Below are 16,367 nucleotides of genomic sequence, written 5' to 3'. Positions count from 1 at the left end.
TCAGGATGTGGGCGCCCCTCCCCACTCGCCCGACCAGTCGCGCCGAATGTGGCGCCGCGGACGGCCTTCATCGAGCAGTTCGATACGTTGTGGGCGCGATTCGACGCCGTCTATCCGTCGTTCGCCTACAAGCGTGTCGATTGGCGTGCCCAGCGCGACACATACCGGGCACGCGCCTTGCGCGTGCGCACCCAGGACGAGCTGATTGCGGTGCTGATCGAGATGCTCGCGCCCTTGCAGGATCGCCACGTGTGGCTCGTCGATCCGCGTGGTCAGGTCGTGCCCACCTATCGCACCAATACCCTGGCGAATTTCGATCGGGCGCGATGGGAAGCGGCCATGCGCGAAGCGAGCATCATCAAACGCAACGAAATCGGCGAAGGGATGGTGGCGGGGTATGCCTACCTGTACATCGGCACCTGGAAGGCGCCGGTGGACATCGACGCCCTGGATGCGGCATTGCTTCGTGCGCGGGATGCGCAGGGACTCATCATCGACGTGCGAACGAATGCGGGCGGCAACGATGGCACCGCGCTGGCGTTTGCCGGTCGCTTCACACGCCGCTCGTTTCCGGCCTCCTACGTGGAGATCCGGACCGATCCCCGCGTGACCGACGTGGAGATGCCGCTCGCGCGTACGCTCGCGCCGCGGGGGCCGTGGCAGTTCACGCGCCCGGTGGTGCTCATCGCGGGCCGGGGTGGACTCAGTGCCACCGAGAGTTTCGTGGCGGCGATGCGCACGCTTCCCCAGGTCACCGTCATCGGGGATACCACCGGCGGCGCTTCGGGAAATCCCGCCACCTTCGCTCTGGGGAATGGCTGGCGATTCACGGTGCCGCGGTGGCTCGAGTATGGCCCCGACCGGCAGCCCATCGAGGGGCGGGGGGTGGCTCCGCATCTGGCCATGACCTGGGACCCCGAGGGATATGATTCCGCCCGGGATCCCCTGATCGATGCCGCGGTCGGATTGCTAGGAGAGCGGACTGGAGTGTACCGTATCGCGCCGGCCGGAGCGGCGGAGCCGCCGAGCCGGCAGGACCCGAAGCAGCAGGATCCCAAGCAGGACTCCAAACCGGATTCCAGGCTGCAGGACGGACACGACCGCCGCTGAAGGCGTTTCGGGTCCGGGCGTTCTTTTTCCTCGACCCGCACGCCGCATGAGCCAGTCGAATGTCCCGGTTTGGGACGATGGTCAGTGGACGCCACTTTCCGCGTTGACGGGCGATGTCAGCGCCGATTCCTGCGTGATCGGCCTCGGTGGTACGGGCCTGACCATCATCGAGGAGTTGCTGCGTCGCGACGAACGGGTGATCGGGATCGACGCGGGTGACGTGGGCGCTGGCGCGGCCGGCCGCAATGGCGGTTTCCTGCTGGCCGGTGCCTATGACTTCTATCACGATGCCGTGCGCAAGCATGGGCGGGAGCGCGCGCGGGCCATCCATGCGGCGACGCTGGCCGAGTTGCCGCGTATCGCTGCCGCCGCGCCGGGCACAGTGCGCTTCACGGGCTCACGTCGTCTCGCGGCCGACGAGTGGGAACTCGACGACTGTCGGGCGCAGCTCGAAGCCATGCGGGCCGACGGGTTGGCCTGCGAATGGATCGAAGACGCACTCGGCGTCGGCCTGTTTCTGCCCGCGGATGCCTCGTTCAATCCGTTGGCGCGCTGCCGCGCCATGGCAGTGCAGGCCCGTGCCGAAGGAGCGCGGCTCTTCGCGCGCACGCCGGTACAGGAGATCGTCGGCACGCGCGTGATCACGCCACATGGTGTGGTGCATTGTGCGCGGGTATTCGTGGCGGTGGATGGCCGTCTCGAGTTGTTGCTACCCGAACTCATCGGTCGGGTACGGACGGCACGCCTGCAGATGCTGGCCACGGCACCCACCACCGAATGCCGGATTCCCTGTCCCATGTACTATCGTGAGGGCTACGAGTACTGGCAGCAATTACCCGATGGCTCGGTGGCGTTGGGCGGATTTCGCGATCGGGCGGGCGAGAGCGAGTGGAGCACCGATGCGATTCCCACCGAACCGGTGCAGGGCATGCTCGAAGATTTCCTGCGTTCGCATATCGGTGTTGCGGCACCCGTCACGCATCGCTGGGCCGCTTGTGCCGGTTACACGGATACGGGACTGCCCATCGTGGAACAGGTGCGCGAGGGCGTGTGGGCGCTGGGTGGCTATTCGGGGACCGGCAACGTGATCGGCGCACTGGCTGCACGCGCGGTGGTCGGTGCGGCGCTCGATGGCGATTTTTTTGCCGTGCGCACCTTGCTCGGGGAAAACCGGAGAACGGAATCATGACCACATCGTTGCACATTCGTCCGGCCACGGCGCAGGACGTGTCCACCATCCGCGAACTCATCGAGGGGCTGGCCGACTACGAACGGCTCCGGCACGAGTGCATCGCAACCGACGATCTGCTGCGGGACGCGCTGTTCGGAGAGCGGCCTTATGCCGAGGTGATCATTGCCGAATGGGAAGGCGCGGTCGCCGGTTTCGCCCTGTTCTTCCACAATTTCTCCACGTTCCTTGCGCGACCGGGGATCTATCTCGAAGATCTCTTTGTCCCGCCGGCATTCCGGGGGCGTGGGATCGGCAAGGCGCTGCTCGTACGACTGGCTGCCCTGGCGATGGAACGCCGGTGTGGACGACTCGAGTGGTCGGTGCTCGACTGGAACGTCGATGCGATCGGCTTCTACGAAAAACTCGGCGCGCGCCCGCAGGACGAATGGACCGTCTATCGCGTCGCGGGTGATGCGCTCACGCAGTTGGCCGCGGGAGGACCGGAAGCATGAACGAACCGAAACACGAGCACGGGCACGAACACGAACACGCGTCGATCGTATCGCGACGCGCGGCGTTGCGTCTGCTGGCCGGAGGCCTTGCCGGTGGTGCAGGAGCGTCGCTGTGGCCTTCCCTGGCGGCAGCCACCGGTGCCGGTGTGACGCCATCGCGGGCGCGCATCGAGCGCATCGGATTGCAGCTCTACACGGTGCGCAGTCTGCTGGCGAAAGATCTCGAAGGGACTATCGCCGCTGTCGCGCGGGCCGGCATCACGGAGTTGGAATTTGCGGGCTACTACGACAAGGATGCGGCGTGGTGGCGGGCGTTGCTCGGGCGGCATGGACTCACCGCGCCCGCGACCCATGAAGCGCTGCCAGCAACCGACGAGGGCTGGGGGGCGATTTTCGATCGGGCCAACGCGATGGGGCATCGTCTTGTGGTCGTGCCGTCGGTGACGGCCGAGTATCGCGGCTCGCGGGCCAACTGGCAGCGTCTGGCAGAGCGGTTGAACACGGGTGGAGCGCGCGCGAAGGCGGCGGGGTTGTCGCTGGCGTATCACAACCACGACTACGAATTCACGCCGATCGACGGCACCACGGGCTACGAAGTCATGACCACCCAGACCGATCCGAATGCGGTCAAGTTGGAGCTCGATATCTACTGGGCGGTGAAGGCCGGGCAGGATCCGTTGGCGATCATCGGGCGCTGGCCGGGCCGTGTCGTGGCATGTCACATGAAAGATGCAGGACCGCCGCCAGAACGTCGGATGACCGACGTGGGGGCCGGCACGATCGATTTCCGCAGCATTCTTGCGAAAGGGCGCAACAGCGGCCTCTCGCACTGGTTCATCGAGCACGACAACCCGACCGATCCGATCGCTTCGATCACCGCCAGCGCCGCGGCGCTCAAGGCGTTGTGAGCCGTCCTTTCCTCACCGCATTCCCCCACTTCATCCAATGCAGATCCAGCCGCGGCGTCCCGAGTACGATGTGTGCATTGTGGGCTCCGGCGCCGGTGGCGCCATGGCGGCCCATGAGCTGACGCGGCAAGGCGCGCGGGTCGTGCTGCTCGAAGCCGGCCCCTGGTGGGACAATACCAAGGACTCCTCGATGCTCAAGATGCCGTACGATACGGCGCGGCGCGGGGGGAGCACGCCGGAGCGGCAGTTCGGGGAACACGATGCGTGCCTTGGCGGCTGGGACATTCCCGGTGAACCGTATACGGTGGCGGAGGGTTCGCAGAGCTTTCGCTGGTGGCGCGGTCGCATGTTGGGTGGTCGGACCAATCACTGGGGGCGCATCTCCCTGCGGTTCGGGCCGCGCGATTTCAAGGCGAAGTCTCACGACGGACTCGGCGACGACTGGCCGATCGGATACGACGACCTCAAACCGTACTACGATCGGGTCGATCGACTGGTCGGCATCTTCGGCAGCAGGGAAGGGCTCGACAATCACCCCGATGGCGAGTTCATGCCGCCGCCGGAACCGCGGTGTTACGAAAAACTCGTGCAGCGCGCGTCGAAGAAGCTGAATGTCACCTGCATTCCCGCGCGTCTTTCCATCATCACCAAGCCGCTCGGCATGCGCGCCCCCTGCCACTATTGCGGGCAGTGCAATCGTGGCTGCATGACCAACTCCAACTTCACGGCGCCCAATGTGCTGCTGTTTCCGGCGCAGAAGACCGGACGGCTCACGATCCTGAGCAACGCCATGGCGCGTGAAGTCACGGTGAACGATGCCGGACTCGCCACGGGTGTGAGTTATATCGACAAGAAGACCGGTCGCGACGAACACGTGCGCGCGAAGGTGGTGGTCCTGGCCGCATCGAGTCTCGAATCGAGCCGCATCATGCTCAACTCGAAGTCCTCGCGGTTTCCCAACGGGATCGGCAATTCGAGCGGCGTCGTCGGACGTTACATCACCGACTCCACCGGCACCGACGTGGCCGGGTATATCCCCGCTCTCGAAGGCATGCCGCGACACAACTGCGATGGTGTGGGCGGTGGGCACATCTACATGCCGTGGTGGGTGGACAACAGGAAGCTCGATTTCCCCCGCGGGTATCACATCGAAGTGTGGGGAGGATACGGTATGCCGAGCTATGGATTCATGGGCGGCATCCAGCGGTATCCCGATGGCGGTGGGTATGGTGCGTCGCTCAAGGAGAGCTACCGCAAGTACTGGGGCACCACGATCGGCTTCTCGGGACGCGGGGAGATGATCCCGAACGAGAAGTCGTACGCCGAGATCGATCCGGAACGCCGCGACCAGTGGGGCATTCCGGTGCTGCGGTTCCACTGGCAGTGGACGGACTACGAGTACAACCAGGTGAAACACATGCAGGAGACGTTCCGCGCGCTCATCGCCGAGATGGGAGGAACGGTGTTCAATCCCATGCCCACGAAGGAGCAGGGGTACGGCATCAGCACGGGCGGGACGATCATTCACGAACTGGGCACCGTGCGCATGGGCAGCGATGCGAAGACATCGGCACTCAACAGCAATTGTCAGGCGTGGGACTGCAGGAATCTCTTCGTGGCGGACGGCGGACCGTTCGTGTCGCAGTGCGACAAGAATCCCACCTGGACCATTCTCGCGCTGTCGATGCGCGCGTCCGAGTACATCACCGCGCAGCGCAAGGTGGGGGCTCTCTGATGGAACGTCGCGAGATGATGAAGCTGCTGGCGACCATGCCCATGGGCGCGTGGGCGCTGTCGCACAGCGAGGTGGCCGATGCGGCGCTCCACACCCACGCCGTGATGGAGTCGCTGGAACAGGCGCAACCGAAGACGGCCTTCACGCCGAAGTTCTTCCAGCCGCTGGAGTGGCGTACGGTGCGGGTGCTGGCGGACATCGTGATTCCGCGCGATGCCAGATCCGGCAGCGCCACCGACGCCGGTGTGCCGGAGTTCATGGATTTCGTGATGCTCACGTACACCGGCAATCAGACCCGCATGCGCGATGGGCTGGGCTGGCTGAATGCCGAATCCCGCACGCGTTTCGGCAAGCCGTTCCCCGACATCACCGCGGCGCAGCGGGTGGCGATCGTCGATGACATTGCCTGGCCCGCGAAGGCCAAACCCGAACATCAGGCTGGCGTCCGTTTCTTCAATGCGTTCCGCGATCTCTGCGCCGGTGGCTTTTTCACCAGTCGTATCGGGGTGAAGGACATCGGCTACATGGGCAATGTGCCGCAGGCATTCTGGAAAGGCTGTCCGGCCCCGGCGAACACCAAGGCGCTGGGAGGCGCATGATGTCCGGACGTGCGTTCGTGTGGGGTATGGCCCTGAGCATGACTACACTGCTCGCGACTCACGTGGCGGCCGATGCGATCGCGGCGCAGCGTGCCCCGATCGGACCCGCCACACGCTCGTACGTGCGTGTGGACACGCCGGTGGTGGCCCTCACGAATGTCCGGCTCATCGACGGGACCGGCGCCGCTCCCCGCGAGGGGCAGACGCTGATCGTGCGGGACGGTCGTATCGCGGCCATGGGGCCGACTGCGAATACACCCGTTCCCGATGGTGCGCTGCGCATGGATCTCGCCGGGAAGACCGTGATTCCCGGCCTCGTGATGGTTCATGAACATCTGTACTACCCGGTGGGGGCGGGCACGTACGCCAATCTCACGGAGAGTTTCACGCGGTTGTATCTCGCCGGCGGTGTCACCAGCATGCGCACCGGCGGCAACATGAACGGCATCTCCGAGATTCTCGTGGGGCAGTCCATCGCACGCGGTGACAAGCCCGGCCCGTGGATCGACGCGACCGCGCCGTATCTGGAGGGGCCGGGCATGGGCTTCAATCAGGTACAGATCCTTCGCGACACGAGCGATGCGCGCAAGCTGGTGGAATACTGGGCCGATCTCGGGGCCACGTCGTTCAAGGCGTACATGAACATCTCGCGGGCCGCGTTGAAGGTGGCGGCCGATGCGGCGCACAGGCGCGGTCTCAAGATCACGGGGCATCTGTGTTCGGTGACCTATCGTGAAGCGGCGGACGCGGGGATCGACGATCTCGAACATGCGTTCTTCGCCATGAACGACTTCGTGCCCAACAAGAAGCCCGATACCTGCGTCGGACGTGGCGGCGCGGCACAGAACACGATGGCCGAACTCGATCCGGCGAGCTCCGATGTGCAGGCGTTGTTCAAGTACCTGATCGATCGCAAGGTCGCCGTCACGAGCACACTGACCATTTTCGAGACATTCACGCCAGGACGTCCGTTGCCCCGCGGTCTCGATGTGCTGCTGCCGCAACTGCGCGAGGACTATCAGCGGCGGTACGAGAGCACGCAGCGCAACAGTCAGTCTCCGTATCTCAGGGCATTCCCCAAGGGCATGGCCATGGAGCGCGCCTTCGCGAAGGCCGGCGGTACGGTGATCGTCGGCACCGATCCGACCGGCGGTGGTGGGCTGGTGCCTGGATTCTCCAATCAGCGCGCGGTGGAATTGCTGGTGGAGGCGGGATTCACGCCGTTGGAGGCCATTCGCATTTCCACGTTGAACGGCGCCACGTATCTCGGTCGTGGCGATGTGACCGGCTCGCTGGCGATTGGCAAACTGGCCGATCTCGTCGTGCTGGGCGGCAATCCGGCGCAGGACATCACGGCCATCCGCAACGTGGAGTTGGTGTTCAGGCAGGGCGTGGGCTTCGATCCCAAGGCGCTCATCGAATCGGTGCGGGGCAAGGCAGGGCTCTGGTGATGCCACGCCGCGGCAGGGCGTTCCCGATGATCGCGGGGCTCATGATCGGCGTTGTCGCTGCCGGCCGCGTCGCATGTGCCCAGCCTGCCGAGGTGCTCGCGAAGCGTGTGCTCGCCGAGATGGTGGCGACCAATACCACCGCGGACGCGGGCAGTACTACGCCGCTGGTGCGCACACTCGCGGCGCGCTTCCGTGCGGCGGGGTGGCCCTCAGCCGATGTCGTCGTCGCGGGAGCCGGTGCGCGGACGCAAAACCTCGTCGTGCGCTGGCGGGGCCGCTCATCGGCATCGCCGATTCTGTTCAATGCTCATCTCGATGTGGTGGAAGTCGAGCGCGCCGGTTGGACCACCGACCCCTTCCGTCTCGTCGAACGCGACGGCTATCTGTATGGTCGCGGTGTGCTCGATGACAAAGGGCCTGCCGCAGCCGCGGTGGCGGCGTTTCTCGTGGCGCGTCGCAGCGGTGTGATCCCCACGCACGACCTGATTCTCACGCTCACCGCCGGTGAGGAATCGGGCGTGGAGAACGGAGTGGAATGGCTGTACGAGCATCGCCCCGAATTGGTGCGGTCGGATGTGGTCATCAACCTCGATGCCGGCGGCGGTGACATGCGCGACGGCAAGCTGACCACGTTCGCCGTGCAGGGCGCGGAGAAAGCCTATCTCGACATCATGCTGGTGGCGAAGGGGCCTGGCGGGCACAGTTCGGTCCCGGTCGGTCTCTCGCCCATCGATCATCTGGCGGCAGCCGTGACGCGGCTTGCCACGCACCGCTTTCCGGTGGTGGTTTCCCCGTTCGTGCGAATGTTTCTCGAGCGGGCGGGGCCGAATACTCCGGGAGCTCTGGGAAAGGCCATGCAGGCCGTTGCTGCCAGGCCCGATGACGCCGAGGCGTTGCAGGTCCTGCTGGCCGATCCACCGACCGCGGCGCGACTTCGCACCACGTGCATCACGACGATCCTGCGCGCGGGAACCGCGCCCAACGCCATTCCCGCCGAAGCCACAGCCAATGTCAATTGCCGCGTGCTGCCCGGTGAGACGGAGGCGGCAGTGTTGCGCAGCATCACGCAGGTCATTGCCGACAGCAGCATCACGTTGCGTGTGGACATGCCACTCACACCGAGTCCGGCATCCGCCATGCCGGTGTGGCTGGAGTCGGTGCTGGCGGACGCACTCGGACCGCGATTCGGCACGGTGCCCCTCGTGCCCTTCATGGAGACCGGTGCGACCGATGGGGTCTACTCCCGCAACAGGAACATTCCCACGTTCGGTGTGGCTGGCCTCTTCGTGCCCGAAGACGATCTGGCGCGCATGCATGGCAACGATGAGCGCCTTCCGGCAACGGCGCTGACGGACATGGCGCAATACACCGAACGGCTCGTGCGTGCGATTGCGAGCCGACCCTGACCATCGTTCCTCTCACCACTCCCGGGAAGGTACGGTCCGTGGAATCCTTCGAGGCCACTCCCAGGTCATCGTCGCGCAAAATACTCCGGCGGTGGCTCGTGGAACGTGAACGGCAGCGCGAAATCCGGAGCTGACGGCATGCGCCACGGTGCGGTGCTGCTGCTGTGGTTGGTGCTCCTGGCACCATGGAGTCGAGCCGACGCGCAGCGGCGTTTCACGACCGGACAACTGTGCAACTCGGCGCAACGCGCCGCCGGATGTCTGATCGTGTTGGGGTCGGGCATGCCTGTCCCCGATCCCGAGCGTGCCGGGCCGGCGTATGCGTTCGTGTATGGGGATCGGGTGTTGCTATTCGATGCCGGCGCCGGTGTGATGCGCCGGGTGGCGGCGGCCGGTCTGCCCATCGATGGATTCACGCAGGTGTTTCTCACGCACCTGCATTCCGATCACACATTGGGGCTGCCCGATGTGTTGCTCACCTCGTGGGTGATGGGGCGTCGGGCTCCGCAGCCTGTGATGGGACCGCCGGGAACCGGGCGCATGGCGGAACGCATCGTGGAGGCGTGGAGTGAAGATGTCGAGGTGCGTGTCGGCGGGCAGGAGCGGTTGCCACGCACACCGGGCGCGGCGGTGCGCGAGATCACTGGCGGCGTGGTGTACGACAGTGCCGGGCTCGTCGTCACGGCCGTGCGTGTGCCTCATGGCGGATGGGCCACCGCGCTTGCCTATGTGATCACCACGCCGGCACGACGTATCGTGCTGTCGGGTGATACCGGCCCCAGCGCCGACTTGCAGGCCGCCGCACAGGGCGCGGATGTGCTCGTGCACGAGACCTATCCCGAGGTCCGTCTCAAACCCGAAGACCGTCCCGGCGGAGAAGAATGGCCCGCCTACATGCGATCGGTGCACACCAGCGACCGCGAAGTCGGCGCGCTGGCGGTCGCGGCCGGCGTGAAACATGTAGTGCTCTCCCATATCGTGCGCATGGGAGGCAGCGATGCCGAACTGCTGGCCGGTGTGAGACGTGGTGGTTTTCGCGGGCCCGTGACCATCGCCGCTGATCTGTCCGTATGGTAGTTTCGGGAAATTTCTGCGCCTCCCACCTGACCACCCTTCCCGCACCTCATGTCCACCAATCGACTCGGTATCGGCTTCGTCGGCTCGGGGTTCAACGCCCGCTTCCACATGCAGGGGCTGCGGTTCGTGCGTGATGCCGACGTGCTCGGCGTGTGGAGCCCCAATCAGAAGAACGCCACGTCCGCGGCCCGCTATGCCCGCGAGCTCGATATCGGAGAGGCGAAGGCGTACAAGAGCATCGGCGACATGGTGGCCGATCCGGCCATCGATGCGATCTGGCTCAACGGGCCGAACCAGGCACGCATCGAGAACGTCGAAGAGATCTGTGATGCCGTGAAATCGGGGAGAGGCACGCTCAAGGGCATCGCCTGCGAGAAGCCACTCGCGCGCACTGTGGCCGAGGCGAAGCAGGTGATCAAGCTCGTGGAAGGCGCGGGCATCATGCACGGCTATCTCGAGAACCAGTATTTTTCGCCACAGGTGTCGGTGGGTCACGATCTGCTGTGGCGTCGTGGCGCGGCTTCCACGGGCGCGCCGTATCTGGCACGGGCCGCCGAGGAGCACAGTGGACCGCATGCGCCGTGGTTCTGGAATGGCGCGCAGCAGGGCGGCGGGGTGCTCAACGACATGATGTGCCATTCGGCGCTGGTCGTGCGCCAGCTACTCGTGCCGCCGGGAAAGCCGTTGTCGTCGTTGGCCGTGAAGCGCGTGACGGGACGCATCGCGTCACTCAAGTGGTCGCGCAAGGAATACGCGGCCCAGTTGAAGAAATCGAGCGGCGTGGACTACGCGAAGACGCCGAGCGAAGACTTTGCCAGCGTCACCATCGAGTTCGAAACACCGGAGGGTCATATCGCGATCGGCGAGGCCACCACGAGCTGGAGCTTCGTCGGGCCGGGACTGCGACTCAGCGCGGAGCTGCTGGGTCCCGAATACTCGATGCGCTGGAACACCCTCGAGAGCGGACTCGATCTCTTCTTCTCACGCGCCGTGCGTGGCAAGGTGGGCGAGGATCTCGTGGAGAAACAGAACGCCGAGATCGGTCAGATGCCCGTGGTGGTGAACGAGGCCATCGCGTACGGTTACGAAGCCGAAGACCGCCACTTCGTGCGCGCGTTCCTCGGCAAGGAGAAGCCGCTGCTCACGTTCCACGATGGACTCGACGTGGTACGGGTGCTCATGCACGCGTACAAGAGCGCGGAGCTCGGAAAGACACTCGACTACAGCGAGAAGGGCGTGGACCGGTTCGTGCCGCAGGTGGCGCAGGGGACGTGGAATCCGCGCTCCTAGGATAGTCGCGGTTGCTGTGCCGGCCGAGCGATCATCGCGGCGGCCGGTAGTTCACATCGAGGGCGTCCAGTCTGAGCAGATGCGCCGGGAGTCGCCGTGAGAAATCGGCGAAGTCCCGGCGCTGTTTGCTGGTCCACAACACCTCGGACAGTGCGGTGAGCCGCGGATACGCCATGTACTCGGCATGCCGGGGCGTGGGGATGTACTCGGTCCAGAGCTGCGCCTGCGCACCGAGGATGTGTTTGGCCTGGTCGGAAGTCAGTTCGGCGGGGACGGGCTCGAAGGCGTAGACGGTGTCGATGGGCAGGAATCCACCGATGGCCAGTGGTTCGTTGGCGCGGTCACGCGACTGATAGTAATCGAAATAGGTATGACTGTTCGGTGCCATGACGACGTCATGGCCGGAGCGCGCGGCGGCGATGCCACCCGTCGTACCACGCCAGCTCATCACCGTGGCGTTCTCGGCGAGGCCACCTTCGAGGATCTCATCCCAGCCGATGAGGCGACGGCCCTGTGCCGTGAGAAACGTGTCCATCTGACGGATGAACCAGCTCTGCATCTCGTGCTCGTCCTTGACACCCACGGACCGGATGCGCGCCTGAATGGCGGGGCTGGCTTTCCATTGGTCCTTGGGGGCTTCGTCGCCGCCCACATGAATCCACGGTGATGGAAAGAGCGTCAGCACTTCACGCAGCACATCCTGCATGAACTGCACGGCACTGTCGGAGGGCGTGAGAATGAACGGACTCACACCCCACAGCTTCAGCACGCCCGGCATGGTGTCGGTGCGAGCCGCCAGATACGGATAGGCCGTGATGGCCGCCTGCACATGGCCCGGCATCTCGATTTCCGGGACGACCGTGATCATGCGTTCGCGCGCATAGGCCACGATTTCACGGACATCGTCCTGCGTGTAGAAACCGCAGTGCCGTTTTCCGTCGAACACCTGACGGGCCGGATCGGTGACATAGGGACCGACCAAGGTGCCATCGCGGCACGACGCCACTTCGGTGAGCAGCGGGTACTTCTGAATGGCGATGCGCCATCCCTGATCGTCGGTGAGATGCCAATGGAAGCGGTTGAATTTGTGGCGGGCGAGCAGATCGATGTACTTGCGGACGAACTCCTTGGGCATGAAGTGCCGCGCGACATCGAGGTGCGCGCCCCGCCAGCCGAATCGTGGCGTGTCTTCGATGGTGACGGTGGGAACGGTCCATCGCGTGCCCGGCAGTGGAGCTTTTCGGTAGATGGCCGGAGGCAGCAGTTGTTTGACGGTTTCGAGCGCGTAGAACGCCCCGGCCGGTGTGCTGGCGTGGATGACGATGCGCGCCGGTGTGACGTCGAGCTGATATCCCTCCGCCGGCAACGAGGCACGCTGGCGCAGGTGAATGCCGCGCTGGGTTGCCGTGCCGGTGCTGCTGCTGGTGGTGACGGCGAGATCGGCACCAAGGGGATCGGCGATATCGCGTGCGAAGCGATGCGCTACCGCGCGAAATGCGGGCGCGGCATGGATCGCGGTATTTGCCGTCAGCGTGAATTCACCGGCCTGCGCGGTGAGTGAGGATGGCCGCGGAATGATCGAGTATCCGGCATCGACTGGCGTGGTCTGCGCCATGCAGACGCCCGCCAGCAACGCACCCGCAAATGCCGCGGCGGTGCACGAGGTCATCACCGACATGGCGGCTACTCCCGAGGTCGTTTTTCGAGCGCGAGAACGACATCGCGCACGATGGTGGGATCGGTGGAACGGGCGTGCACTTCGGAGAGACCGGTGCGTTCGACGAGGCTCGTCACATTGTCACCACGCACGCCACCACCGGCGAGGATGACGAGACGGTCGCCGGCATGGGCGCGCAGGGTGCGCAGCATGGCCGCCCCTTCCAGGGCCGTTGGCGCATGACCGGCGGTGAGCACGAGCTGCACGTTGGCGTCGATCAATTCGTGCAGGGCCGCGATGGGGTCGGGTGTGCGATCGAAGGCGCGGTGGAAGGCCACCCGCATGGGACCCGCGGCCTCGACCAGTTGCCGGAGCTGTTCCCGGTGGATGCGGTGATCCACCTGCAACGGCCCCAGGACCACACCTTCCATGCCGAGCGCCCGGGCCACTTCGATGTCCCGCACCATCACCGTCAGGTCTTCGTGATCGTACACGAAGCCATGTGTGTGCGGGCGGATCATCACATGAATCGGTACCTGAACCGCGTCCCGGCAGCGCGTCATCAGCCCGGCCGACGGTGTGGTGCCTCCGTCGCCCGGGCCACACAGTTCGATGCGATCGGCGCCGTACTCCACGGCGGACATGGCCGTGGGTACGGAGTCACAACAAGCTTCGACGAGGACCGGGCGCGATGACGGTCTGTCCGTGGATTGCGCCATGTCGACGGGCGTGATCATGCGTAGGGTGATTCGGGTGGCCGCTCAGGTCGTGCTGCGTTCGGCCGGTGCGGGGCGGAAACGCCACAGGAACACCACGAATACCGCCAACGCGAAGTACGCGGCGAACTGCCAGACATGGAGCCAGTCGTGTTTCACCGTGCCGTCTCCTGTGTCGATGGCATACCGGCCCACCACGCTGCCCGATACCGCCGCGCCCACGAAGTACCCCACGCCGTTCGTCACGAGGTTGAGGAAACCCTGCGCGGCCGCACGGATTTTCGGACCGGCCCGTTCATCGGTGTAGATCTGTCCCGCCACGAAGAAGAAGTCGTAACACACACCATGCAGCAGAATGCCGAGGTACACGAGCGGCATCACCGGTCCGCTGGCGCCGTATCCGAAGGCCAGATACCGCAGCGCCCAGGCGAGCATGCCCACCAGCATGATCCACTTGATGCCCAGGGAACGCAGCGCCAGCGGCAGGAGCAGCATGAAGCCGATTTCGCTCATCTGCCCGAACGTCTGAATGAACGCCGGCTCCGGCGCCCCGATTTCGTTCAGATACGGATTGGCGAAAGCGTAGTAGAACTGCAGCGGAATGCAGAGAAAGAACGATCCCAGGACGAAGATCGTGAAGTCCCGATGGCGCAGCAGCTGCAGGGCATCGAGTCCGAAGGCATCACGCATGCTGAACGGCGCCCCGGCGGCCTTGGGCGGCGTCTTGGGCAGCATGAGCGCGTACAGTCCGAGGATCACCGATCCGCCGGCGGAGAGCATCATGGGCGTGTTGAGCGCGTCGGCCTTGAGCACCTTGCCCACGATGATGCCGGCCACGATCCAGCCGATGGTGCCGAGCACGCGCACGATGGGAAAATCCCGCCCGGCATCGGTGATGTGATGAAACGAGATGGAATTGGTGAGCGACAGGGTGGGCATGTAACAGAACGCGTAGCCCAGCAGCAGCGCGTAGAAGCCCGGCCAGGTGGTCTGTTGCGCCATCAGGTACATCAATCCCGCGCCCAGCAGATGCAGGATGGCGAGCAGTTTTTCACTGGCGAAAAACCGGTCGGCCACGATGCCGATGAAAAACGGGGAGATCACCGCGGCAATGGCCGTCGCGCCATAGGCGGCGCCGATGTTGGCATCGGAGAAGCCGCGGGTCTGTCCGAGGTAGGTCCCCATGGTCACGAACCACGAACCCCAGACGAAGTACTGCAGGAACATCATGAGCGAGAGACGACTGCGCGTTCCCATCACGGCAGCTCCCGGATGCGGATGTTGCGGAAATAGACGCGATCACCGTGATCCTGCAGCGCGATGTAGCCGCGCGGGGCCCGCCCATAGCCGGCCCAGGTGGCGAACTTGCTGGCCTGACGTCGTGTCTCCCAGTCTGGAGAGCCAAGTTCGTACTCCACCATCTTCGTGCCGTTGAGCCAGTGTTCGACGTGGTTGCCGTTGACGAGAAGGCGCACGGCGTTCCATTCGCCCACGGGCTTCACGATACCGGGTGTGGCGGGATGCAGCGCGTAGTTGGCACCGGCCGAGGTGAGCGGGTTCTTGCCGTCGGGGTGTTTCGTGTCATCGAGGATCTGCATCTCCGGTCCACTCGTGTAGGAGACGTCCGACGATGGATCGATGCGATAGATGATGCCGCTGTTGCCGCCCGGCTCGACCTTCCATTCCAGCTCGAGTTCGAAGTTGGCGTATTGTCTGTCGGTGGTGAGATCACCGCCCGCGCCGGTACGCACGAGTTCTCCGTTGATGGCGCTCCACCCGACGACGGGAGCACCCGGTGTCTTGTAGTTGTGCCAGCCGGTGATGGTCTGGCCATCGAAGAGGGATATCCATCCCGCGGCGGCGGGTGTGGTCTGCACGGCCGTGGTGGCGGCACCCGCAGCGGCAGGACGTGCACCACCGATGGCACCACGAAGGGTGGCGGCCGTCTCACCGCCGGTGGATTTGGCCCCGCCGCAGGCGATGAACAACACGGCGGGGGTAAGCAGCAGGGGGCGAGGGAGCATCAGCCGTGTCTGGCAGTGGGAAGGCGGGACGGGAGGCGTCTGAGCGCCCGGTCTGAACGCCCTATGCTATGCCGCATACTGGCCGTGCGGAAGACGGGGCGGCAGGTTACACCAGATGACTGCTGCCTCAGGATCCTCTCGCGATGCGGGCCCCTCCATGGCCTCCGCCCCCATCACCGATGGGCAGCGCTTTCCCATCGGCCGCTTCGAGCGTCGGGACACCTTCACCGCCGAGGAGCGGGCCGCGCATGTGGCGCGTATCACCGCGCTGCCACACAAACTCGCCGTCGCGCTGGAGGGTCTCGGCGAGGCACAGTACGATGCTCCCTATCGTCCCGAAGGATGGACCATCCGTCAACTCGTGCATCATGTGGCGGACAGTCATCTCAATGCGTACGTGCGTCTCAAGCTCGCGCTCACCGAACACGAGCCCACGATCAAACCGTACGATCAGGATGCGTGGGTGGAGCTGGCCGACGTGCGCACCGTGTCGCCGCAGGTGTCACTGGCGATGCTCACGGCCGTACACGAACGCTGGGTGGCGACGATGAACGGGATGACCGACCGGCAGTTCGAACGCGCGCTGTACCATCCGGAGAACGGCCGCATGACGATCGATCAATTGCTCGCGCTGTATGCGTGGCATGGGGATCATCATGTGGAGCACATCGTGCGGGCGCGGCGGGGAACCGCGCAGTCCTGAGTGGGGGG

The 16,367-nt window shown here is 65.1% G+C and carries 15 protein-coding genes; 11 read left to right on the top strand and 4 right to left on the bottom strand.

What is annotated here, in order from left to right; translation table 11 throughout:
- Nucleotides 1-48: 48 nt before the first annotated feature.
- The 10 genes from WG208_RS10100 to WG208_RS10055 all read left to right on the top strand — a co-directional run bounded on the left by WG208_RS10100 (nt 49) and on the right by WG208_RS10055 (nt 11,259).
- Entirely contained in the window at nt 49-1,110 is a 1,062-nt protein-coding gene (locus WG208_RS10100) for a S41 family peptidase (protein ID WP_337171217.1), read from the top strand.
- A 46-nt stretch (nt 1,111-1,156) separates the two neighbouring features.
- Nucleotides 1,157-2,299 (top strand): FAD-binding oxidoreductase, encoded by a 1,143-nt coding sequence (locus WG208_RS10095; RefSeq protein ID WP_337171216.1) that lies wholly within the window; start codon nt 1,157-1,159, stop codon nt 2,297-2,299.
- Nucleotides 2,296-2,793 (top strand): GNAT family N-acetyltransferase, encoded by a 498-nt coding sequence (locus WG208_RS10090; RefSeq protein ID WP_337171215.1) that lies wholly within the window; start codon nt 2,296-2,298, stop codon nt 2,791-2,793. The genes WG208_RS10095 and WG208_RS10090 overlap by 4 nt, the downstream gene beginning before the upstream one ends.
- The gene (locus tag WG208_RS10085; protein ID WP_337171214.1) at nt 2,790-3,701 is read left to right on the top strand and encodes a sugar phosphate isomerase/epimerase; all 912 of its coding nucleotides are present in this window, start codon (nt 2,790-2,792) and stop codon (nt 3,699-3,701) included. The genes WG208_RS10090 and WG208_RS10085 overlap by 4 nt, the downstream gene beginning before the upstream one ends.
- A gap of 37 nt (nt 3,702-3,738) precedes the next feature.
- On the top strand, nt 3,739-5,436 hold the full coding sequence (locus WG208_RS10080; protein ID WP_337171213.1) for a GMC family oxidoreductase: 1,698 nt from the start codon (nt 3,739-3,741) through the stop codon (nt 5,434-5,436).
- Nucleotides 5,436-6,035 (top strand): gluconate 2-dehydrogenase subunit 3 family protein, encoded by a 600-nt coding sequence (locus tag WG208_RS10075; RefSeq protein WP_337171212.1) that lies wholly within the window; start codon nt 5,436-5,438, stop codon nt 6,033-6,035. Before WG208_RS10080 ends, WG208_RS10075 begins: the two co-directional genes overlap by 1 nt.
- Nucleotides 6,032-7,486 (top strand): amidohydrolase family protein, encoded by a 1,455-nt coding sequence (locus WG208_RS10070; RefSeq protein WP_337171211.1) that lies wholly within the window; start codon nt 6,032-6,034, stop codon nt 7,484-7,486. Before WG208_RS10075 ends, WG208_RS10070 begins: the two co-directional genes overlap by 4 nt.
- 41 nt (nt 7,487-7,527) lie before the next feature.
- Nucleotides 7,528-8,892: a M20/M25/M40 family metallo-hydrolase gene (locus WG208_RS10065; protein WP_337171210.1), complete on the top strand. Its 1,365-nt coding sequence runs from the start codon at nt 7,528-7,530 to the stop codon at nt 8,890-8,892.
- A 138-nt stretch (nt 8,893-9,030) separates the two neighbouring features.
- On the top strand, nt 9,031-9,969 hold the full coding sequence (locus tag WG208_RS10060) for an MBL fold metallo-hydrolase (protein ID WP_337171209.1): 939 nt from the start codon (nt 9,031-9,033) through the stop codon (nt 9,967-9,969).
- 48 nt (nt 9,970-10,017) lie between these two features.
- The gene (locus tag WG208_RS10055) at nt 10,018-11,259 is read left to right on the top strand and encodes a Gfo/Idh/MocA family oxidoreductase (RefSeq protein ID WP_337171208.1); all 1,242 of its coding nucleotides are present in this window, start codon (nt 10,018-10,020) and stop codon (nt 11,257-11,259) included.
- Between the two features lie 31 nt (nt 11,260-11,290).
- Here the strand turns inward: WG208_RS10055 and WG208_RS10050 are convergent, their stop codons facing one another.
- From WG208_RS10050 to WG208_RS10035, 4 genes are read right to left on the bottom strand one after another with little or no spacing between them, the layout of a single operon-like run.
- On the bottom strand, nt 11,291-12,937 hold the full coding sequence (locus WG208_RS10050) for a beta-N-acetylhexosaminidase (protein WP_337171207.1): 1,647 nt from the start codon (nt 12,935-12,937) through the stop codon (nt 11,291-11,293).
- Between the two features lie 5 nt (nt 12,938-12,942).
- A complete protein-coding gene (locus WG208_RS10045) occupies nt 12,943-13,635 on the bottom strand; it encodes a copper homeostasis protein CutC (RefSeq protein ID WP_337171257.1) in 693 nt (230 codons plus the stop codon).
- Nucleotides 13,636-13,677: 42 nt separating this feature from the next.
- Entirely contained in the window at nt 13,678-14,889 is a 1,212-nt protein-coding gene (locus tag WG208_RS10040; RefSeq protein ID WP_337171206.1) for a nucleoside permease, read from the bottom strand.
- A complete protein-coding gene (locus WG208_RS10035) occupies nt 14,889-15,656 on the bottom strand; it encodes a DUF1080 domain-containing protein (RefSeq protein ID WP_337171205.1) in 768 nt (255 codons plus the stop codon). The genes WG208_RS10040 and WG208_RS10035 overlap by 1 nt, the downstream gene beginning before the upstream one ends.
- A gap of 157 nt (nt 15,657-15,813) precedes the next feature.
- On the opposite strand from WG208_RS10035, the gene WG208_RS10030 reads away from it, so the two are divergent.
- Complete coding sequence (locus WG208_RS10030) at nt 15,814-16,359, top strand: YfiT family bacillithiol transferase (protein ID WP_337171204.1); 546 nt, start codon at nt 15,814-15,816, stop codon at nt 16,357-16,359.
- Nucleotides 16,360-16,367 lie beyond the last annotated feature (8 nt).

Source organism: Gemmatimonas aurantiaca (genome assembly GCF_037190085.1).
GTDB classification, from domain to species: domain Bacteria; phylum Gemmatimonadota; class Gemmatimonadetes; order Gemmatimonadales; family Gemmatimonadaceae; genus Gemmatimonas; species Gemmatimonas aurantiaca_A.
Note: the sequence above shows the minus strand (reverse complement) of the source record. Positions and strands in the feature narration are given on the sequence as shown.